The organism is Anaerosinus sp., from assembly GCF_965318445.1.
In genome coordinates this window covers 146,940-169,635 of record NZ_CBDNNH010000023.1, presented here as the reverse complement: position 1 = coordinate 169,635, position 22,696 = coordinate 146,940, and the positions used below count along the sequence as shown (strand labels likewise).

20 protein-coding genes, 1 tRNA gene and 1 pseudogene are annotated in these 22,696 nt (G+C 38.2%); 4 read left to right on the top strand and 18 right to left on the bottom strand.

Translation table 11 applies throughout. The annotated features are described in order from the left end of the window. Nucleotides 1–70: 70 nt before the first annotated feature. From ACWZFG_RS11840 to ACWZFG_RS11800, 9 genes and pseudogenes are all read right to left on the bottom strand, one after another. Nucleotides 71–146, bottom strand: a tRNA-Lys gene (locus tag ACWZFG_RS11840). 129 nt (nt 147–275) lie between these two features. Further along, nucleotides 276–1,559 (bottom strand): adenylosuccinate synthase, encoded by a 1,284-nt coding sequence (locus tag ACWZFG_RS11835; RefSeq protein WP_418626781.1) that lies wholly within the window; start codon nt 1,557–1,559, stop codon nt 276–278. 40 nt (nt 1,560–1,599) lie between these two features. Beyond that, nucleotides 1,600–2,892, bottom strand: a complete 1,293-nt coding sequence (gene purB, locus ACWZFG_RS11830; RefSeq protein WP_147669500.1) for an adenylosuccinate lyase — start codon at nt 2,890–2,892, stop codon at nt 1,600–1,602. A 287-nt stretch (nt 2,893–3,179) separates the two neighbouring features. Beyond that, nucleotides 3,180–4,511 (bottom strand): replicative DNA helicase, encoded by a 1,332-nt coding sequence (gene dnaB, locus ACWZFG_RS11825; protein ID WP_147669499.1) that lies wholly within the window; start codon nt 4,509–4,511, stop codon nt 3,180–3,182. 81 nt (nt 4,512–4,592) lie between these two features. Beyond that, a complete protein-coding gene (gene lonC / locus ACWZFG_RS11820) occupies nt 4,593–6,524 on the bottom strand; it encodes a Lon family ATP-dependent protease (protein ID WP_177504591.1) in 1,932 nt (643 codons plus the stop codon). 13 nt (nt 6,525–6,537) lie between these two features. Continuing rightward, nucleotides 6,538–6,984 (bottom strand): 50S ribosomal protein L9, encoded by a 447-nt coding sequence (rplI, locus tag ACWZFG_RS11815; RefSeq protein ID WP_147669497.1) that lies wholly within the window; start codon nt 6,982–6,984, stop codon nt 6,538–6,540. Then, nucleotides 6,935–8,969: pseudogene (locus ACWZFG_RS11810) on the bottom strand (DHH family phosphoesterase). Before ACWZFG_RS11810 ends, rplI begins: the two are co-directional and overlap by 50 nt. Nucleotides 8,970–9,022: 53 nt before the next feature. Further along, the gene (locus ACWZFG_RS11805; RefSeq protein WP_177504594.1) at nt 9,023–9,976 is read right to left on the bottom strand and encodes a YybS family protein; all 954 of its coding nucleotides are present in this window, start codon (nt 9,974–9,976) and stop codon (nt 9,023–9,025) included. 4 nt (nt 9,977–9,980) lie between these two features. Next, complete coding sequence (locus ACWZFG_RS11800) at nt 9,981–10,283, bottom strand: MazG-like family protein (RefSeq protein ID WP_177504596.1); 303 nt, start codon at nt 10,281–10,283, stop codon at nt 9,981–9,983. Nucleotides 10,284–10,448: 165 nt separating this feature from the next. Here ACWZFG_RS11800 and ACWZFG_RS11795 point away from each other — a divergent pair, with 165 nt between their 5' ends. Both ACWZFG_RS11795 and ACWZFG_RS11790 read left to right on the top strand, forming a co-directional pair. Further along, complete coding sequence (locus ACWZFG_RS11795; protein WP_177504598.1) at nt 10,449–10,955, top strand: flavin reductase family protein; 507 nt, start codon at nt 10,449–10,451, stop codon at nt 10,953–10,955. A 533-nt stretch (nt 10,956–11,488) separates the two neighbouring features. Further along, the gene (locus ACWZFG_RS11790; protein WP_177504599.1) at nt 11,489–13,525 is read left to right on the top strand and encodes an OPT family oligopeptide transporter; all 2,037 of its coding nucleotides are present in this window, start codon (nt 11,489–11,491) and stop codon (nt 13,523–13,525) included. Between the two features lie 115 nt (nt 13,526–13,640). Here the strand turns inward: ACWZFG_RS11790 and rpsR are convergent, their stop codons facing one another. The 4 genes from rpsR to ACWZFG_RS11770 form a co-directional block, all read right to left on the bottom strand. Beyond that, nucleotides 13,641–13,871 (bottom strand): 30S ribosomal protein S18, encoded by a 231-nt coding sequence (rpsR, locus tag ACWZFG_RS11785; protein WP_147669491.1) that lies wholly within the window; start codon nt 13,869–13,871, stop codon nt 13,641–13,643. Between the two features lie 15 nt (nt 13,872–13,886). Beyond that, a complete protein-coding gene (locus ACWZFG_RS11780; RefSeq protein ID WP_147669490.1) occupies nt 13,887–14,294 on the bottom strand; it encodes a single-stranded DNA-binding protein in 408 nt (135 codons plus the stop codon). A gap of 24 nt (nt 14,295–14,318) precedes the next feature. Beyond that, on the bottom strand, nt 14,319–14,603 hold the full coding sequence (rpsF, locus tag ACWZFG_RS11775) for a 30S ribosomal protein S6 (protein ID WP_147669489.1): 285 nt from the start codon (nt 14,601–14,603) through the stop codon (nt 14,319–14,321). 155 nt (nt 14,604–14,758) lie between these two features. After that, nucleotides 14,759–16,123, bottom strand: coding sequence for an MFS transporter (locus ACWZFG_RS11770; protein WP_418626780.1), 1,365 nt, complete (start codon nt 16,121–16,123; stop codon nt 14,759–14,761). Nucleotides 16,124–16,511: 388 nt separating this feature from the next. Here ACWZFG_RS11770 and ACWZFG_RS11765 point away from each other — a divergent pair, with 388 nt between their 5' ends. Further along, a complete protein-coding gene (locus tag ACWZFG_RS11765; protein WP_418626779.1) occupies nt 16,512–17,867 on the top strand; it encodes a YjiH family protein in 1,356 nt (451 codons plus the stop codon). 179 nt (nt 17,868–18,046) lie between these two features. Here the strand turns inward: ACWZFG_RS11765 and ACWZFG_RS11760 are convergent, their stop codons facing one another. The 5 genes from ACWZFG_RS11760 to ACWZFG_RS11740 form a co-directional block, all read right to left on the bottom strand. Beyond that, a complete protein-coding gene (locus tag ACWZFG_RS11760; RefSeq protein WP_455577681.1) occupies nt 18,047–18,319 on the bottom strand; it encodes a hypothetical protein in 273 nt (90 codons plus the stop codon). After that, nucleotides 18,273–19,505: an Nramp family divalent metal transporter gene (locus tag ACWZFG_RS11755; protein ID WP_177504646.1), complete on the bottom strand. Its 1,233-nt coding sequence runs from the start codon at nt 19,503–19,505 to the stop codon at nt 18,273–18,275. Before ACWZFG_RS11755 ends, ACWZFG_RS11760 begins: the two co-directional genes overlap by 47 nt. A 350-nt stretch (nt 19,506–19,855) precedes the next feature. Beyond that, nucleotides 19,856–20,962: a redox-regulated ATPase YchF gene (gene ychF / locus ACWZFG_RS11750; RefSeq protein ID WP_177504603.1), complete on the bottom strand. Its 1,107-nt coding sequence runs from the start codon at nt 20,960–20,962 to the stop codon at nt 19,856–19,858. Between the two features lie 105 nt (nt 20,963–21,067). Then, on the bottom strand, nt 21,068–21,775 hold the full coding sequence (locus tag ACWZFG_RS11745; protein ID WP_418626933.1) for an SDR family NAD(P)-dependent oxidoreductase: 708 nt from the start codon (nt 21,773–21,775) through the stop codon (nt 21,068–21,070). A 33-nt stretch (nt 21,776–21,808) separates the two neighbouring features. Further along, a complete protein-coding gene (locus ACWZFG_RS11740; RefSeq protein WP_177504605.1) occupies nt 21,809–22,009 on the bottom strand; it encodes a DUF951 domain-containing protein in 201 nt (66 codons plus the stop codon). A gap of 193 nt (nt 22,010–22,202) precedes the next feature. Here ACWZFG_RS11740 and ACWZFG_RS11735 point away from each other — a divergent pair, with 193 nt between their 5' ends. After that, nucleotides 22,203–22,664: a hypothetical protein gene (locus ACWZFG_RS11735; protein ID WP_177504606.1), complete on the top strand. Its 462-nt coding sequence runs from the start codon at nt 22,203–22,205 to the stop codon at nt 22,662–22,664. Nucleotides 22,665–22,696: the final 32 nt, after the last annotated feature.

The following is a 22,696-nucleotide window of genomic DNA, read 5'->3' as shown; positions in this document are numbered from 1 at the left end:
GTACGAGATTCGAACTCGTGAAGCCGCCGTGAAAGGGCGGTGTCTTAACCGCTTGACCAACGGGCCACAATGGTGATCCACCCGCGACTCGAACGCGGGACACCCTGATTAAAAGTCAGGTGCTCTACCGACTGAGCTAGTGGATCGTATTACTCACAAGACAATATTATAATGCAGATAAATATGCTTGTCAACATTTTTTTTAAAATAAGGAATGGATAAGATTACCTTACCATTCCCTATTTCATGCACATTTAGATCTATCTGAACTAAACTTAAAACACTTCTTTTAATACAATTGTTTGCTCACGACCTGGACCAACAGAAACAATACCAATCTTAATTCCTGTTACCTCTGCCATGCGCTCAATATATTTACGAGCTTTTTCAGGTAATTCATCATAGGATCGAACGCCAGAAATATCTGTCATCCAACCTTCAAATGTTTCATATATAGGCTCAACATCCCCTAATACTTTTAAGCTTGCAGGCATTTCATCTAGAATTTCGCCTTTATATTTATATCCTACACACATTTCGATTTTATCAAATGTATCTAAGATATCTAAACGCGTGATTGCCATATAGTCAATGCCACTTAATTGACCTGCGTAGCGAACTACACATGCATCAAACCATCCACAACGACGGGAACGCCCAGTAACTGTGCCAAATTCACGACCACATTCACGAATTTTTTCACCATATTCATTTAATTGTTCAGTTGGGAATGGGCCTTCACCAACACGCGTCGTGTAAGCTTTCACTACGCCAACTACTGTATTAATTTTATTAGGACCAATGCCTGCCCCTACAGATACACCACCTGAAATCGGATGCGAAGATGTAACATAAGGGTAAGTACCATGGTCAAGATCAAGCATAGTTGCTTGCGCGCCCTCAAATAGTACTTTTTTGCCCGCATTTAATTCTTTATTTAGTAAAGAAGACGTATCGACTACATGTTTACGTAAACGATCTGCATAGCCAAGATACTCTTTTTTCACTGTTTCAAAGTCAAAACCTTCATGGTTATAAACAGCTTTTAATAATTTATTTTTAATCGCAAGATTTGTTTTTAGTTTTGCACTGAATTCTTCTTCATCCATTAAATCAACAATACGAATTCCTATGCGATCATCTTTATCGATATAACACGGACCAATCCCGCGTTTTGTCGTACCAATCTTTTTATCGCCACGAGCTTCCTCGAATAGCTCATCAATCGCTTTATGATATGGCATAATGACATGGGCACGGTTTGAAATTCGGATATCATCAATGGATACACCTTTTGCTACCATTCCGTCCATTTCTTCAAGCAATACCCCAGGATCAATAACTACGCCATTGGCGATTACGCATTTTTTCCCTTTATATAGAATACCCGATGGCAATAAACGTAATTTAAATTCTTTTCCTTTTACAACAACAGTATGACCTGCATTGCTGCCACCTTGATAACGAACGACAACATCAGCTTTTTCAGCTAAATAGTCAACGATTTTACCTTTACCTTCATCGCCCCATTGGGTTCCCATTACGACAACTGATGACATAATATACACCTCTTTATTAAGCCCACAAAAGCAGCTTTTATTATAGACCGAAACGAGCCATGATAGTATCTACATAGCGTAAGTAGTAAGAATACTCAAAGCAAGCCTCAATTTCTTCGTGAGACAAGTATTTTTTAATATCTTCATCGTTAAATACATTTGTTTTGAAATCTTGGCCTTCCATCCATTTCGCCATTGCATTTCTTTGTACCCATTTATATGCATCTTCACGAAGTACACCTTTACTTACAATCGCAAGCAATAAGCGTTGACTGAAAATAAGTCCGCCAGTTTTTTCAATATTTGCTTTCATTGCATCTGGATATACCAATAATTTATCCACAATATTTGTGAATTTGCGTAAGCAATAATCCACAGTAATTGTGCTGTCTGGTAAAATTACACGTTCTACGGAAGAATGCGTAATATCACGTTCATGCCATAAAGATACGTTCTCTAAAGATGCAAGTGCGTTACCACGAACGATACGAGCAAGCCCTGCTACGCGTTCGCAAGTAATTGGGTTACGTTTATGCGGCATTGCTGAAGAACCCTTTTGTCCTGGGCTGAAGTATTCTTCAACTTCACGGATGTCTGTTCTTTGCAAGTTACGAACTTCTGTCGCAAATTTTTCAAGTGAACTTGCCACGATAGCAAGAGATGTCATATATTCGGCATGGCGATCTCTTTGAATAACTTGTGTAGCTAGATTAGCTGCTTTAATACCCATTTTTTCACAAACGTATTTTTCGATGAATGGATCAATGTTTGCATACGTTCCAACAGCACCAGAAATTTTGCCTACTGCAACGCTTTCTCTTGCTGCTTTTACACGTACAATATTACGTTCCACTTCATCTAACCAAAGTGCAAATTTTAATCCTAATGTCATTGGCTCAGCATGAATCCCATGTGTTCTACCAATGCAAACTGTATATTTGTGTTCTGCCGCACGACGTTTTAATACATCACGGAATTTTTCTAAATCTTCAATAATGATATCAGCAGAGCGTTTCATCATTACCCCAAGTGCTGTATCTTTAACATCACTTGAAGTCAACCCTTTGTGTATGTATTTTGAATCGTCGCCTACATATTCAGCCACATTTGTTAAAAATGCAATAATATCATGATTTGTTACTTTTTCAATTTCTTTCACTCTATCAAGATCGAAAGTCGCTTTCTCTCTAATATTTTTTACTGCTTCTTTAGGAATTTGACCAAGTTCGGCCATAGCTTCACAAGCAGCAATTTCAATATCAAGCATTACTTCAAATTCATGTTGTAGAGTCCAGATAGCACCCATCTCAGGGTTGGTATAACGTTCAATCATTCCTCAATATCCTCCTCAATATATCACTGACATTTCTATGCCACGTGAATGCAAAATGTATCAACAAATAGTATTGCCCAAACACAAAAAAACAACGCAAATAGGCATAAAATTTACGCCTGCATTTGTGTCTCTAAATTTATTCTCTTCTTATCCTTGATTATCATAGCATTTATTTGCAAGTAGTGTCAAATACTTATTAGTCTGTAATGACAAAAGCCCTATTTCTAGAACAAATATCCACATTCATTGGATTTTCTTTGAAATAGGGTCTCTTTAGCCTAGATTTAATTTTGCAAACGAGACAAATCACAGAATTTTGTAAAGTGTTTATGGAAGAATAATTGCACCGTATCTACAGGCCCATTACGATGTTTCGCTATGATAATATCAGTAATATTTTTATTTTCCGTATCGGGATCATAGTAATCCTCCCGATATAAAAATGCCACAATATCCGCATCTTGCTCTAGAGATCCTGATTCACGCAAGTCACTGAGCATCGGTTTTTTTACTTGTCGGGATTCAACGCTACGACTAAGCTGTGAAAGCGCAATCACTGGAACATTAAGCTCACGCGCCAACGCTTTAAGAGAACGTGAAATTTCGGAAATTTCTTGTTGTCTGTTATCCGAACCTTTACTGCCACTGCCCTGCATCAATTGTAAATAGTCAATGATAATCAACTGTAAATCATGCTCAATTTTTAATCTTCGAGCTTTCGAACGCATCTCCATAACAGTAATTCCTGGCGTATCATCAATAAAAATTGGTGAAGATGCCAATTTATCTGCCGCACCAATCAGTTTCGTCCAATCGCGGTCTTCTAAATCCCCAACTCTAAGCCGTTGTGAATCAATCGGCGCTTCAGAACAAATCATACGTTGAACAAGCTGCTCTTTCGACATTTCAAGCGAGAAAAAGGCAACAGCCTTCTTCTCCCGGATCCCAACATGCGAAGCAATATTTAATGTAAATGCCGTTTTCCCCATACTCGGACGTGCCGCAATTAAGATTAAATCAGAAGGTTGAAGCCCTGATGTTAATTTGTCTAAATCTTTAAAGCCCGTAGAAAGACCTGTGATTCCCCCTTTAGAATCATACAGCTGCTCAATCTTACTAAAGGTATCTAAGACAATTTTTTTGATTGGCGTAAAATCCCCATTAATTTTTCTTTCCGATACTTCAAGGATTTTTTTCTCCGCTTTATCGAGAATATCGGCGACCTCTTCACTATCCTCATAACCCATCCCCGCAATTTCAGTTGCCGAATTAATTAGTTGCCGAAGCAGTGCTTTTTCCTCAACAATCTTTCCATGATAGGTTACATTTGCCGCCGTCGGTACGCTATTGGCAAGTGAGGTAACATAGGCTATGCCTCCAACCTTTTCCAGCTGGTCATTTTTTCGCAAAAGTTCGATTACTGTAACTAAATCAACAGCTTCATTTTTATTAAATAACTCAAGCATTACATCAAAAATAATTCGATGTGCTTCGCGATAAAAGTCTGCCCCTTTTACAAATTCAGCAACTTTTGAAATTGCTTCTTTTTCAATCAACATTGCGCCTAAGACGGCCTGCTCCGCTTCAATATTTTGTGGTGGAACGCGTTCAATCATCCAAAATCCCCCTTTCTACACCCAATGGCAAGAAAATGATATGCAAGAAAATCAATCCATGATTTTCTGCATATCATTTCACTATTTCTCAAAAAGTATATTTAATGCTTCCTCAGCAGTTTCAACACCGTGAATCTCAAGACCAAGATGTCCTTTAGGAATGTCTTTTTCATTTTCTTTTGGGATAACAAGCGTAGTAATTCCCGCCTGCTTTGCGCCATAAGCTTTTTCAAAAACTCCGCCTACGGGGCGAACTCTGCCCTGAATAGATATTTCACCTGTAACAGCCACCTCTTGGCGAATTGGTTTTTCTTCCAAAGCTGAAATCAATGCCGCTAAAATTGCCGTTCCAGCAGAAGGGCCGTCAATATTACCTCCGCCAATAACATTAACATGCACGTCATAATCGTTTAAATCTCTTCCCGTAGTCTTTCGTACTACCGCAGCTGCGTTAAAAACAGAATCTTTTGCCATACTTCCAGCAGTCTGATTAAAACGAATTGTGCCTTTTCCTTTTTCATGCGCCGGAAAAGCTACAGCTTCAATCTCAATCACTGAACCTAAAAATCCAGATACACCTAATCCAAATACCTTTCCTACTTCAGCTTGTTTTGAGGATTTATTGTTTACAAATGGTGATAGGCGGCTTACTTGAACCACTTTATAAATATCGTCCTTTATAATCGTCACATTGCTCATTGCAGTATGATTGCCCCGCTGAAGTGCAAGACTATATGCATCTGCCAAGATGTTAATCGCTTTACGACCTTCAATCGTATATTCACTAATCAAAGCAGCTATTTCCGAGGAAATATTTACTTCTAACTTTTCAGCAGCATTGAGCACAATCTTTTGAATATGCTGTGGTGTTAGCGGCTCAAAGTAAATTTCAGCACATCTTGAACGAAGCGCCGGATTTATATATCCAGCTTCGCGCGTAGTTGCACCAATCAAAACAAAGTCCGCCGGTGCACCCTCCTCAAACAATTTTCTGATATACTTCGGCACATTTTCATCACTTGGATCATAATAAGCCGAATCAAAATATGCCCTTTTATCTTCAAGCACTTTTAATAATTTGTTTTGCAGCATTGCATCCATTTCGCCAATTTCATCAATGAATAGGATACCACCATGGGCCTCAGTAACTAATCCCGGTTTTGGTTCAGGAACACCTGTTTCAGCCAAATCACGTTTTGCCCCCTGATAAATCGGGTCATGGACTGAACCCATAAGCGGATTTGTCATATCCCGAGGATCCCAGCGAAGTGTTGTGCCATCTGTTTCAACAAACGGTGCCTCCTTCTCGAAAGGCGTAAACTTCGTTTGAATAGCTTCCTCTAATACTAATCTCGCAGCTGTCGTCTTCCCTACACCAGGTGGACCATACAAAATGAGATGCTGTGGATATGGCGAACTAAGTTTTGCCCGAAGTGATTCTATCGCCCGCTCTTGTCCAACAACTTCAGCTAAGCTACTCGGACGAAGTAACTCCATTACTGATTTTGTCAGTTTTCTTTCATCCATTGCTTCTAAATCTGCATAGCGCTTTAACGTCTGGGCATTTTCTATTGATGCATTTTCCTCTTTAAGGACTTGCATCTTAATTTCTTTTACATACTCTTGATGACGTTCGTCCATCTTGTCGGAAATCTTTTTCTCAATCTTTTCCTCGACCGTCCGTCTCGCCATAATATCTGCAATTTCTTCTTCTAATCCCTCAAGGATTTTTGGAATCTCCTCATCCTCCGGTAATTTATCTAAAGTCGGATTCTCATATACTAGTTTTTCTAAAGCGAGAATCCGCTCTTTTATATCGTCTGAACGCATTTGTTCTAATGCGTCAAGCTTACCGGCTCTAAGCACTAGCTTATCCGAACCCAAAATAGCTGCAAGCAATCCATAAATTGCTGCTACTTGCCTACTTAATTGATCATCCTCTTTGATTGCTTTAATCTCTTCTTCTTTCGGCGGATTCATTTTGCCAATAAGTTTATCAAAAAACTCTTTCATTAATTGCCTCTTTCTAGCCTGCGATGATATGAACCTTAATCTTACTTGTAATCTCCGGATGAACCTTGATTACAGCTTCATAGTCGCCCAATCCCTTAATCGTATCTTTCACTTCAATTTTTCTCTTATCAATATCAATATTATGATTTTTCTTTAATGCATCTGCAATATCTTTACCAGTCACAGACCCAAATAATTTTCCACCTTCACCAATTTTCACTGGAATGGAAACTTCAATTTTACTTAATTGTGCTGCCATTAACTTTGCTTCATCAGTCGCTTGCTGTTGCTTGCGTTCTTCCGAACGTTTTTGTTGATTTACCGCATTTAAGTTTGTTACAGTCGCTTCAATTGCATATTTTTTTGGCAATAGAAAGTTTCTTCCATATCCTTCTGAGACTTCAATAACGTCACCTTTTTTGCCAACTTTTTTTACGTCTTGTTGTAAAATTACTTTCATTTGTGTTCACTCTCCTCAATATATTTACTGCTGATTTCTACGACTTTCGCCTTTAAGTCTTCTAACTCAGCATCTTTTACCTGTGCTCCAGCTACGTTTTGATGACCGCCACCGCCGATTTGTTCCATAATCACTTGGACATTGAATTCTCCAGTCGAACGAGCACTCACCCCAACACCGCCGCCTTCAAGCGGAAATAAAACAATGCTCATGCGCACATCTTCAATCCTAAGCATTGCATCAGCAACCTGTGCTGATGTAATCTGTGCATTTTGTGTAGACGGGCAAATAGTAACAATTAAGCCCCCCTTATACATTTGTGCATTCCCAATTGCATTCGCATGAGCGATAACACTTTCATAATCACTTCTAAATAAATGTCGAACTACTGATGGATCTGCACCGCATCGTCTTAAATGTGCTGCCGCATCAAAGGTACGAACGCCCGCCTGCACTGTAAAGTTTTTCGTGTCAACGACAATTCCGGAATAAAGTGCTGTTGCATCCATACGCGTTAATTCTAAATCGTCACTAAAATACATCAATAATTCTGTCACCAATTCGCTCGTTGATGACGATGATGGCTCAATATAAATAAGCAACGGACTATTAATAAAGCTTTCTGAACGACGATGATGGTCAATCACAATAATATTCTCTATGCGATCCAATAACGCTGGTGCTGCTGTCATTTGTGGAATATGTGTATCGACAACAATGAGCAGCGGATTCGCCGCCATTAAAGCAACTGCCTCTCCTGCATGAATAAATAAATCATCATATTCTTCATACTCTTTTAAGATATCCGTAAACTTTTGCACGCCTGTCGTAATATCACTAAGGACAACATATGTCTTTTTACCTAAATATTTCGACATCCGCGCTACCCCTAGCGCTGCTCCAAAACTATCAAAATCCTCGTTATGATGTCCCATAACGAGAACTAAATCAGCACTGCCAATAATTTCATTCATCGCGTGCGATACTACACGCGCTTTTACACGTGTATGTTTTTCCACAGCTTTTGCTTTACCACCAAAGAAATGCATTTTCCCTTCGAGGTTCACCGCGATTTGGTCACCACCACGTCCCAATGCTAAGTCTAGTCCAGCCTGTGCCAAATCGCCTAACTCTGCTAAATTAACTTCATTTTCTTCCTCAACTGCAATCCCCATGCTAAGTGTTACAGGGAATTTATTTGCACCATGAATCGCACGCACTTTATCTAAAATATCACATTTCTCATCAATCATTTTATTTAAAGCGCGACGATCAAGAACGGCTACATACATATCCTGTGCAATCCGCTTGATAAAACCACCAATACTAACAATCCATTCATCCAGCAATTGATTCAATTCTACAAGAATTTCCGTTCGTTCAGCTTCATTCAACCCTTGTAAAACTTCATCATGATTATCAATTTGTACGTAGGCGATTACCTTTTTGCCCATTTCGTACTTATGCTTCATGTTTGCTTCAGCTGTAATATCATTTACATACAGCACCATTAACCCATGACTGTCCTCAAAGCTAATAATGGGACGATGTTTTACCTCATAAGTTTTTTTGCCTTCTGAAAAGAAAAATTGTCCTTCCATATCCCAAAACTTATTAATATCAAGGTTCTCCCAATAATTTTTTACATCTATGCCGATTTCCGGCTTTTCCCCGAGCCATCGGGCAAATTCATCATTTACCCATTGCAATCGGCCTTGATAATTCAATACCATAATCGCTAATGGCAGATTATCTATCGCATAATTCGATAACTCATTGATATTTTTTACTACATTATTGTAGTAATCCTCTAATGCTCTTTCCCTATCCTGACAGCGTTCTCGTCCATAAACAAATAGTAACGCCAATAGTATGAATCCAAAAGCGCCTACATAAATATTATATAACATCAATACCAGCGAAAATGCAAAAATTACAAATAAATGGATTCGAATATCTACCCAAGTAGATGATCTCCGAGGCATCAACTCCACCTCCTATACCAACATTCATTTATCCAATAACTAATTCCCATTCTTTATGAATCACGTTTTTGAAAACGCGTCCGATAATCAAATAATATATCAAATAATCCTACAATTGACAACATTTGTGCAAAAACCCCATTAACCAAAATTAATATTAGTATAAAACCCCTTAAAGCTTTTGACAAATTATATTTACAAGTTGCGTAGCAGAGTAGTGAAATTCCTTGCAGCAAAGTTAATATCGTCATTAAAAGCCATAAATTCATAGAAACTTGATTTAATAATGTCAGTTCGTACTTAGTACTCCAATACATCCCAATCAGTGCAATCGCATAGAAATAAACCACCCACTTTGGAAAGCGCCAATCCTTAAATGGCAACAGTCGTGGTGTGTCTTGAATATTAAGCCGTCTAAGAAGCATCCCCGTCGCCGCGAAATTAAGATACCCTTCAATAAAACTAAATGCAACAATTGCACCAGGCATAAGAACTTTTGTCAAAGCCATAATATCTTGCATCATCTTTTCCATTTCAGCCAATTGCTGCTCATTCATCCCGGAACTGCGATAAAATTCAACTGCATCGCGAAATACTTCATCAACACCGTTTCCAAAAGGATTAATATCCATAAAATAAAACATGGACGCTATCATAATTACTTTAGCTACTACGGAAGCAATACTTGCTGATAAAATTGCTTTTACTGGGCTAAATTTATGTCTAAATGCATAGACTAACGCCATTCCAACTAAAACAAACCCTGGAAGAAGAAACAATGAGTAAATCGGCGACATCAATAAAGCGACTAATATACTTACAACGACTGCTGTAAGCAAACTAATTCTAGTGCCATGTCTGATTCCTAAAATAATGATAGGCAGTGGACAAAGTATTTTTGCAACGATACCGAGAATCGGCAACATTGATGCTAATGCCATAATCACAGATACCCCTGCCAGAATTCCGCCTTCTACCATAGGCGTCAATTTAAATCTATTTTGCATTCCTTCACCTCTTCAAATGTCTTTCCAGCTTCGAAAAATCACCAAAACGCTCTTCAATCGCTGCATTTTTTCTACAGCAATCCTGTACTTTCTCTTTAACAGCCTCGTCTAATTCTAGAAAATTTATACCTAAACGTCTCCCCAGCACATAGCCCATGACAATTAAAGATGCCAGGGAATCCTTAATTGCTGCTTCACGATGATTTGCCATCGCTTTATATAATGAACCAACCGTCATCAATAATTCACTTTTCAGCTCTTCAATTAACCGCATAACTCTAACAATATCTGATTCTTGGGAAAACAAGCCAAGCCCCCCTTTGGAAACCTATCTGTGTAATATTCTAACCAAAATGGTCATCTTCCTGCTTCTGTATGACTTTTACCAAAATAATCATCATGATTTATTATCAGACTTCATATTTTTTGTTATAATAAAAAGAAAAAATTTTACGTATAAAGGGGTATCCATATGGCATTTAAAGAAATTCAAGCGGAAGACTTCGTTTATAGTACATTTAAAACAATTGGGAAAGACTGGCTTTTAGTAACAGCCGAAAAAGATGGTAAAGCAAATACGATGACAGCATCCTGGGGTGGTCTTGGTGTAATGTGGGGAAAAAATGTTGCCTACGTTGTCATTCGCCCACAACGCTATACAAAAGAATTTATTGACGGCGCAGATACGCTATCCCTTACCGTTTTCGATGAAAATTATCGTAAAATGCTCAGCTACTGTGGCAGCGTATCAGGAAGAGATGAAGATAAAATCGCAAAATCCGGGCTAACTGTCGCACATGAAAACAACACTCCATATTTTAATGAAGCAAAAATAGCTTTACTCTGCAAAAAACTTTATGCACAAGAATTTAAACCAGAATGTTTTATCGATCAAGAAAGTAAAGAAAAATGGTACCCTGGTGCTGATTATCATACAATGTACATTGTTGAAATCGAAAAAATCTTAGTACAAGAATAAAGTAGACTTTATTCACGTGGAGTTTTTACTCCATCTGAATTCTCGTCACACTTATCCGTGGACTTATCACAGATTAGTCATTGGATAGTTTTTTATAAGGTGGGGTGGTTGCCCCTTGTAACCACCCCACCTTATTTTTCTTTTGGACTCCACGGTGGATAATCATTGCGTAACAGATAACGATTATGCAAAATTACAATGCCAACTAACAATAAAATTCCCGGGATCAACAAAGTTATCCACAAAAACCTGTGTTTAGGTTGTGGATAACTTTGTTTTTTGCCTCGCCTATTATTATTTTAACAAATTCATCTTGTTCCTTCTATTTTGCATACAGTTTTTCTTTATCTTGTACATCAAATTTATCACTCTATCTTCCTCCTATGATCCTTAGTTTTCTGTCAAAATACAAGATACAATATTCCTCTGAACATTATCCTTCTGTAACGGACATTTTTATTGACTAAATATTCATCTTGTCATAAAATACCCTATGTACCAATAGATATAATTTAAAAAGGGAGATTGACAACATGAAACAACCTGATTTTATGAGTCATGATCTACATTTGCCAGAATTGACCCTCCGTGGTATGCTACTCGGTTTGCTTATTACGGTTATATTCACGGCTTCTAATGTTTATCTTGGCTTAAAGGTGGGTCTCACATTCTCATCCTCAATTCCAGCCGCTGTAATTTCAATGGCTATTTTAAGAATGTATAAGGACTCAAACGTATTAGAAAATAACTTAGTACAAACGCAAGCATCCGCTGCGGGAACGCTTTCAGCGATTATTTTTATTCTTCCAGGCCTTTTAATGCTCGGATACTGGCAAGGATTCCCGTTCATTCAAACGCTTTTCATATGCGCTTGCGGTGGATGTCTAGGAGTATTATTTACGATCCCTTTACGCAGAGCCATGGTCGTAAACTCCGACTTACCATACCCAGAAGGTTTAGCTGCGGCTGAAATCCTAAAAGTAGGCAGCAATAGCGAAAGTTCGGCCACAAATAAAGGCGGACTTAAAGACATCCTTTCTGGTGGTATAGTCGCTGCAATTATTGCATTATGTTCCAATGGATTCCGGGTTCTTTCCGCTGAAGTAAGCTATTGGCTTTCTTTCGGTGCAGCAACAACACAAATTCCTTTAGGCTTTTCTTCTGCACTACTTGGTGCTGGTTATCTAATCGGAATTGCAAGCGGTATTGCAATTCTATCTGGCTTAGTACTTGCATGGCTTGTATTTGTTCCTTATCTTACTTCTACATTGCCAATACCTGACGGGCAAAGTGTTTCCTCCTTCGCTTCCTATGTTTGGGCAAAGAAAGTTCGTTTTATCGGCGCTGGTACAATTGGTATCGCCGCAATCTGGACATTACTTACTTTCACAAAACCAATTATTGATGCAATTAAATTATCTATTAAAGCAATGAAAGAAAATCAAGGCTCCTCTGATACTCATCGTATGGATACGGATATGTCGCCAAAATCTATCGCTATCGTATTCATTGTTATATTAATCGGATTATTAATGACCTTCTATTCTTTTATCGCCGATGCTAATTTGTCGACAGAGCTTACACTCACTTATGTCATAATAGGCGTTATTATTGCAATTGGCATGGGATTCTTTGTCGCTGCAACTTGCGGTTATATGGCTGGATTAATCGGAACTTCTGCCAGCCCGATTTCCGGTATTGGAATCTTAGGTATTATTGTTTCCTCTCTTGTCGTTCTTGGAATTGGAACTTCAGCGAACTTATTTGATACAGTTGCAGGTACAAAATTTGCTACAGCGTTAGCAATTTTTATTACGAGCGTTATCGTAGCAATTGCTGCCATTTCCAATGATAACTTACAAGATTTAAAAACGGGCTATCTTGTTGGTGCAACACCTTGGAAACAACAAGTCGCACTTCTTATCGGTAGCGTTGCCGGTGCATTCGCAATCGCACCAGTATTAAATCTTCTTTATGAAGCCTATGGTTTTGCCGGTGCAATGCCACGTGTAGGAATGGATGAGGCGCAAGCATTATCTGCTCCACAAGCAACCTTAATGACAACAATTGCCCAAGGTATTTTTAGCCATAACTTAGAATGGGATTACATCCTATTTGGGGCATTGGTTGGCATTATAGCGATTATCATTAACTACATTTTAAAGAAAACAACAGCAACACTTTCTCTTCCTCCACTTGCTATAGGGATGGGTATTTATTTACCGCCAACACTTGAAATGCCTCTTGTCCTTGGATCAGTTCTCGGCTATCTCATGCACCGTTATTTACGCAAACGCGCTGAGCACCGCAGTCCAAGTAACATAGAGGAAGATGTGGAAAACTGTAACCGCCACGGCGTGCTTTTTGCCTCTGGATTAATTGTAGGCGAAAGCTTAATGGGTGTTATTATTGCTGTTATTATTGTATTCTCCGTAACCTCCGGTGGTGGAGATGCACCACTTGCATTAGTTGGTAACGATTTTGGCAAAACTGCTGATATACTTGGACTACTTGCATTTATTGCAGTAATCATAATGTTTATCAAGCGTATTGTTTCAGAAAATAAGTAAAGTACGACATAGAGGCTGCATGGAAATTATCCATGCAGCCTCTTTTATTTATCTTTTCTCACAAAGGATATATAGACATAAAAAAGAGAGCCTACGAGAGCTCTCTTTAAAAATCTTATTCAGCAGTAAATGGCAATAATGCAATGTTACGTGCACGTTTAATTGCTACAGTTACTTGACGTTGATGTTTTGCACAGTTACCAGAAATACGACGAGGTAAAATTTTACCACGTTCTGTAACATAACGGCGTAATTTTGGAACATCTTTATAATCGATAGCTTCTACTTTATCTACACAGAAACTACAAACTTTCTTTTTAGGTTTTCTTCCTCTTTCGCGTCTCACCGAACATACCTCCTTTTAAAATGGTATCTCTTCGTCAGGGAAGACTTCACTACCAAAGGAATTAGCACCGCCCGTTGCAGATGCTCCATAGCCATCTTCTGTTCTAGCCTGCTTACTGCCTAAAAACTCGATGTTTTGAGCAATAACTTCCGTAACGTAACGTTTTTGACCTGTTTTGTCTTCATAGTTACGAATTTGAATACGACCTTCAACCAGAATTTGACTACCTTTGATAAGATTATTGCCACAAATTTCGGCTAACTTTTCCCATGCAACGATAGGAATAAAATCAGCTGTATTGTTTTGCCCGCCACCGCCAAAGCGATTTACCGCAAGAGCAAATGAAGCCGTAGCTTTCCCACTTTGTGTATATCTCACTTCAGGATCACGTGCAAGACGTCCAACTAATATAACCTTATTCATGGTTTTCTTTCCCCCTGGTATATATTATTCTTCTTCTTTAACAATCATATGTTTCAAGATTTCATCAGTAATCTTCATTACACGGTCAACCTCAGCAACAACTGCAGGCTCTGCTGTAATGTAGAATAAGCAATAGTAACCGTCTGCTGTATCTTTAATTTCATACGCTAGACGTTTTTTGCCCCAACGATCAATCTTGTCAACTGTACCACCATTAGTAGCAATTATGTTCTCGAATTTTTCGATAACAGCATTCGTTGCTTCTTCTTCAAGTGGTTTAACAATGAATATGACTTCGTACTTTCTCACGAAATCACCTCCCTCTCTGGACTAATGGCTCCTAAAACGGAGCAGGGAAGGTCCAAAAATAAGTATTTTGAAACCTAACTGTCTTACGACTCATGTATTATATCACTTTCGATATACCTTTTGCAAGGGAAATTGGACAACTTATAAAACTTTTTCTATTGATTTTGCTTACCGCGTGCTAGAGATGCACCCACACCTAACGTACAAAGTATAGTAAAAATAACGAATGCAATTTTTGTTCCATACAATAATTCTTCTAAATATCTGCTATCTTGCACATCAAGTGTATAAATGGAAAATACTGCTGTTACGATTGCAATGCTCATTGCCTGCCCTACCAATCTCATACATGATAAGGCGGATGCCGCTACTCCATAGTATTGCGGTGAAACAGCCCCCATGATTGCATTATTATTGGGGGAAGAAAATAACGCAAAACCTATCCCAATTATGACAAATACAATACAAAGTATCCAATAAGGTGTATCCATCCCTAAAAAAATAAAAATTCCCAATCCAATCGCATTTAATCCCATACCGATTGATGCAACAATGCGTGGGTCAATTCGATCTGAAAGCGAGCCTGCCATCGGAGAAAACATCGCCATAAGTACTGGCTGAATCAATAAAATTAAGCCAGCATGATAAGAATCCAATCCACGGATTACTTGTAAATATAAAGATAATACAAACCCTATCGCAAATGTCGCACTGTAATTTATCATCGCTGCCAAATTAGACATAGCAAAAATAGTATTGCCTTTAAATAAGTTTACATCGAAGATTGGCTCTGCACACCGCATTTGATAACGTATAAATAAAAATAAGAAAATAATCCCCACAATTAAATAATAGATTGCTGCCGGATTGCTAAACAATGCTGAAAAACCATACAAAACTGCCGGACTGGCAATCACATAATAAAGGCTGCCTTTTTTATCAAAATAAGCATCTTTTTCCCCATACCATTCCATCTTTACGTATTTAATTGCTGGCAAACTTATCACAAGCAGAATAAATGTTGTAACGTGAAAAATCATATGCCAACCAAAATAATGGGTGATGCCCCCCCCTAACATCGGGCCAAGCGATAAGCCAATATAAGTCGATGCCGCAGATAAACCAATCACTTTACCTCGTTCATTTTTTTCATGTACTGAAATAATCATCGCCATTCCCGTACTAAATAGCATTGACGATGCTAACCCCTGCCCAATACGAAATAAAATCAAACTTTCCACCGACCAAGAAAAACTGCATAAGCAGGTGAAAATCGCCATGAAAAAAACGCCTAATGTATATATGCGTTTACGTCCTTTAATATCAGCAATTCTTCCAATAGGAAGCAAAATAGATACCGATGCAAGTATATAAGAGGACACTACCCAACTAAGCGAAGCGGGATTTACCCCAAATGTATCCCCCATTGCTGGTACCGCAAGATTGATTGCGCTTCCCATAAACGGCACGACGAACGAAGTCGCTAATACCGCCATTAACACTAATTTTTTTTCTGCCATCCATACCACTCCTGTCCACAGGAAAGATTATGTATTTCTCTTGAATTCTTTTAATATACCATATTTACTTCATCTAAAACAGCTATATTTCTTTAAAATCATCGCATACAAAAAATTCATCCAATAACTAATCTATTTATCCAGAAAAATAAGAGCTTCACACAAGACCAAAGATCTTTCTTCACGGCGTTATAACCTTCTATCTTATATCATTAAGCACATCCTAGAACAGCTAAAGTCAACCTAATATCTATATGGATTAAATAATCTATCTAAATCAAGTTTTCCTTTATAATTCGACAAATAAATCAGATAGTAGTAAAATATTGATTATTACTGCATTGTATACAGTATTCATCCTAAAATTATAAAGAGAAAGAGGGCTTTCATGAAAAGTTTAACTACCTTAAGAAATCCAGACAATTTAAAAGCACTGATAAAATTTATTTTATTCTCTGGATTTGGTCTATTTATGTTTATGTTCCCTATGCCTGGACAAGAATCCTTTGCTACGCCAATTAGTTTAATTACAGATTTAACTGATCAATATTTACAAGAAACTACCCCCTATCTTTTACTGCTCATTATAACGATTGCGGTACTTGGGATTTTTATCGCTAAGTTATTTCGTCCAACAATCTTAACAGAAAAGCTTTGGCTAAAAGACCTTTTCTTCGTCGATAATTGGATTATGATTACAAAAATAATTGCTCTTATTGTTACCCTATGTGTAATGTTTGATATTGGTCCGGAAATTATTCGCAGTGAAGATAATGGCGCGACTATGGTCGGGCTTGCAAAAACTTTAATTGCAATTGCAATTACGCTGAGTTTTATTCTCCCTTTTTTGACGGATTGCGGAATTATGGAGTTTGTTGGCGTTTTACTAAAACCTTTGATTCGCCCTTTGTTTCATGTTCCTGGCAGAGCTTCAGTTGACTTGATTGCCTCTTGGCTTGCTTCTTCAAATACAGCTGTTTTAATTACTGCAACCCAGTATAATAGCAACTACTATACAAAACGTGAAGCTGCAACGATTATGACAAACTTTTCTCTCGTATCCATACCCTTTTGCCTAGTTGTAGCACAAACACTTAACCTTGCACATATTTTCCCGCTTCTTTATTTAACGATTACAGGTATCGGTATTTTCCTAGCAATCATTGGCGTGCGCTTATACCCGCTAAAAAATATTGCTGATACGTATTGTCACGGAGCTGGTGAAAAGTTAAATGAAGAAGTCCCTGAAGATAAGAAATTATTTCATTGGGCACTTTCTGCTGCAATTGAGCGATCAAAAAACTTTCGTTTAAGTAAAGCCTTTTGCGATGGACTAAAAATGACAATTGGAATTGTTCTCGATATCATTCCAATCGTCGTCGCTTGGGGTACTATTGGGTCTTTATTAGTAAACTGTACACCAATTTTCTACTGGCTCTCTTATCCAATGGGATTATACCTTCAACTGCTCGGCGTATCTGAAGCATTTACCATTGCACCTGCCACATTAGTAGGATTTATTGATATGTTTATTCCTGCTCTTATTATGCCGAGTGATCTAAGTGAGCAAGGGAAATTTATCGTTGGTGTATTATCACTTGTTCAAATCATCTATATGACAGAAGTAGGCAGTATTATCGTAAAAAGCAATGTCGGGTTGGGAATAAAACATTTATTTATTATTTTTTTGCAGAGAACAATCATTGCTATACCTATCGTCGTATTGATATCGAAATTAATATAAACAAAAAAGACTACATGAATGCAAATGGCTTATCATTTTCCTCATGTAGTCTTTTCTATTGGAAATTCCTCTAATGGTAGCACTACTGTAGCAATGCCGAAACACATTTCTGTCTTGATTGCGCTGTGCCATCATCAGTATATTTACTTGGTTTAATACGTTTGTCTGATTTAAGTTCACTATTTTCTTCGCAAAATCAGTATCTGTATTACTAATTGAGCTGACAAAGTATTCTCTTCTGTTGTCGTGTAGTTATTCACACTATATTGCAGTACTTGCTGTTTTGCACCGATTTTTGCTTGTTCGGAAATCGCATTTTCCATAGCACTATCAATAATGTCTAAAGCAGATTTTATCGCTTCCGGCGTGCTTAAATTAATAAGCGCTTCGCCATGTTCACCGGTTCTAGAATAGTAATTCCTTAAGAAGAAGAATATTAAGGATTGCGACAATAACCCCTATACTGCACAACACAATTTTAGTCCACGTGCTATTTACATACTTGCCCATCACCTTATAAGAAGAAGTCAGATAAACCTGTATACCAATCGTCCATGGTAATTGAACACTCAATGCCATTTGCGAATAAATTAATCCTTCAAATGGATTATCAATCAGAAAAATCACCAATACAGACAAAATATAAGTGAGAAAAACTCCAGTATAAGAATGCTGGTCTTTGATATTATAAGGTTCCTTAAACATTCCGGCAAAAATGCTGCCACCCGCTATTCCAGCTGTCGTTGTAGAAGCAATCCCCGCGAGAAATAAAGCAATAGCGAATAAAATCGCCGCACCATCTCCCAGTAGAGGTTTTAGCATGTCCTGAGCTTGCTGTAATTCATCAACTGAAACTTGATGGCTGAAAAATACCGCAGCGGCAATGAGAATCATCGCACTATTAATTGCCCAGCCAATTCCCATCGACAATAAAGTATCAACGAATTCGTATTTTAACTGTCTTTTTATTACTGTCTCATCTTCTAAATTCCACTGGCGACTTTGTATAACTTCCGAATGAAGAAATAAATTATGCGGCATAACAACCGCCCCTAATACACTCATGATAATAAGCATCGCACCATCAGGAATCGACGGTACTACCCAGCCCACAGCGGCTTGTCCCCAATCAATTTGAACAAAACTGAGTTCAATCAAAAAAGATAATCCAATTAACGATACAAATCCAATAATTAATTTTTCTAATTTTTGATATGCATTAGACCAAAGCAGCCAGCTGCAAAAAGCCGCAGTTAACACTGCACCAATTTTAATTGGGATCCCGAATAACATCGCTAATGCAATCGCGCCGCCGAGCACTTCGGCCAATGATGTTGCTATTGCCGCTATAACCGCCGATAGAAGAACTGGACGTGCCAGCCATGCCGGCAAATAAATCGAAGCAGCTTCTGATAAACATAACCCAGTAACAATTCCCAGATGCGCAACATTATGCTGCAATATAATTAACATAATTGTCGATAATGTCACCATCCACAACAATTGATAACCATAATCAGCACCCGCAGCCATATTAGATGCCCAGTTTCCAGGGTCAATAAATCCTACCGTAATTAAAATACCAGGACCGATATAACGCAAAAATTCCCGCGCTTTCTGACTGTGTTCATGAGTCATAGAAAAGCAAGAAAAAAACTTATGAAAGATAATAATCAACTCCTTTTATTCTATTTTTAAATTTAACACAAATCGCCATACTTTATCTAAAAATTTTCAGCTAAATGATTACTAATTTTATTTTAACTGATTATTATAATTATACCACGATAAAAGAATATCCTATGACGATTTCTTCAAAATTTCACTTTACTACCTTTAAGCTTTACTTAAAAGTCTATCCATCACACAAAGCTTTTACTTTACACCTTGTTAGCTGGATATTTTTATCTGTTTTGTATATAGCTCTTCCCGATATCCCAAAAACAAACCCACCCAGCCTAAATATTATTTAAGCTGGGTGGGTTATTTTATACGTTAAAGCGGAAATATGTTACATCTCCATCTTTCATGATATATTCTTTTCCTTCAAGCCTCACTTGCCCTTTTTCCCGTGCTGCATTTTGACTTCCTGCCGCAATGAGGTCATCATAAGAAACAATCTCGGCACGGATGAAGCCGCGTTCAATATCACTATGAATTTTACCCCCAGCAGCCGGCGCTTTTGTTCCGTTCGTAATTGTCCAAGCATGAACTTCCTGTACACCTGCTGTTAAAAAAGTAATTAATCCAAGCAATTTAAAGGACGCTTTAATTAATTTATCCAAGCCAGATTCAGTTAGCCCAAGCTCTGCTAAGAAATCTTTCGCATCCGTTTCATCTAGTTCAGCAATTTCAGATTCTACCTTTGCCGATACTACAATTACTTCCGCTTTTTCATGCGCTGCATATTCTTTTACTTTTTGCACATATTGATTTTCAGCATCCGCCGTTGCAACTTCATCTTCCGCAACATTTGCTACAAATAAAGTTGGTTTTAATGTAAGCAAATTTAAATCACGAACGAGTAAAAGCTCATCTTCTGTCATTTCCACACGACGTGCCGGCAATGCTTCTCCTAGCACTTCCTTTACGCGGCTTAATAAATCTAATTCTTCACGCGCTTTTTTATCGCCGCTTTTCGCTAACTTCTGTAAACGCTCCATACGCTTTTCTACAGATTCTAAATCGGCTAGGCATAATTCGGTATTGATAATTTCAATATCACGAATTGGATCAATCCCGCCCTCTACGTGTGTAATATTTTCATCTTTAAAACAACGAACCACTTGTGCCACTGCATCTACTTGGCGAATGTGCGACAAGAATTTATTTCCTAAGCCCTCTCCTTGTGCAGCACCTTTTACTAGACCTGCAATATCAACGAAACGAATAGATGCTGGTACAATTTTTCTCGCTTGATTCATATCACTTAACACTTGTAGACGAGGATCCGGTACATCAACAACTCCCACATTCGGCTCAATCGTACAGAACGGATAATTTGCCGCTTCTGCGCCTGCTTTTGTAATTGCATTAAATAATGTACTTTTACCAACGTTCGGCAATCCAACAATGCCGACTTCTAAGTTACTCATAAATCTTTATTCCACCTTACTTTATCTATTTCCCATTTTTGCTATTTCCAAAAAAACAAATCATTTCTATTGTAGATTATCCACCAATGAAAAGCAATACCTCGATTAACCAATCCTCTTGATTATCCAGCCAGGCAATACTTTTAGTAAATAGGCAATAAACCGCCATCTCGAACTCACATAAACTTGTTTTTCTTTGTTTTTTATTGCCCTGTAAATCTGCTTTGCTGCAGCTTGTGGAGAAATCCGCCAAAATTCACTTGCCTGTCCCATATTGGTATCAACAAAACCAGGCTGTATATTCGTTATGATGATTTTCGCCTTACGACGAAAAACAATTGCCCGAAGCGATTCAAGATAATTTATAATAAATGCTTTTGATGCCGAATAAGCTGGTGCTCCCCCCAGCCCTCGTATCCCTGCAATAGAAGAAACACCTGCCAAATGACCTTTGCCTTGCGACAAAAAATACTGCATAGCTACATTGCACATCGTCGTGAATCCCATAACATTCGTTTTTAACGTATTTAACTCAAGGTCTAAGTCAAGGCTCCAATTTACCTTGCCTACACCCGCATTGAGAATAATAATATCCACCTCTTGCATTTCCCCGATTAACTCTTCTAGCCCTTTACTGGCTAACTCTGTATTACGAATATCCATTGTCTTTACATAAACCTTCGTTGGCAATTCATTTTTTAGCTCATCTAAGATTTCTTCTCTACGTCCTGTAATTCCGACTTCAAATCCTTGATTCGCATAAACCTCTGCTAACGCTTTGCCAATGCCGGAAGTCGCTCCGATAATAATCACCTTTGCCAAAACGCAAGCCTCCTTTAACTAAAGCTATGATTCGCTTTTTTTACTTACGATATTTTTCACTGCCTTTTCAAACTTTATCCGCGGAATCATGACCCATCGTCCGCAACCTTGACACTTGATTCCAAAGTCCATACCCGTGCGGGTAATTTCCCACAAATCACTACCACATGGATGTGTTTTTTTCATCTTTACGATATCGCCTATTTCATATTTCACTCTTTCCATTTTATCCTCCTTAAAGTTTATCCGATGGCTAACCTGCGCTAATACTCCCAGCTTCTATAAGCGGGAGTATTGGCAGCTAAGATTCAGGTGAAGTCAAAACTTCATCCAAATCAAGTCTACTTTATAAATAAACTCACATTTTTCTTGATCATCACATACTATACTGTAGCAATTACAGTTGAGGTGATTTTATATGGCAACGCCTATTCTCGATGTCATTATTGCTGACGTAAATGCGCTTGTACCAAATTTAGCGTCTCTAGCGAGTACATATAGACTGCTCGTTGGCTCAGCCGAAGAAATTGGCCGTATTCCTGGCGTGCCAATTGAAGTATACGAACGCGCCATTATTCGCTTTGACCAAGCTGGTACACTGATTGATATCATTCAAGCATTATTATGTTGCAAGATTAAATTCTTGGCTGAATTCCTCAGCACGACATGTGCACCAATTGATGTCTTTAGCTTAGCGCAAAACCCTATTGAAGACAACACTATTGAGCAAATCGTTGAAGTTGAAGTATTACGGCGTGTTTTAAAATGCTTCTGTAAGGAAAATTCTTGTTTCGACACTACAGAACCTTTAAATCCAGATTGCGCATTTGCATGTCCAAATCCTATTGAAAGTCCAACCGACTTAACAGATGTCGAATAGCAGAAAGTACTGCAAACGAGCAACAGCTAAAA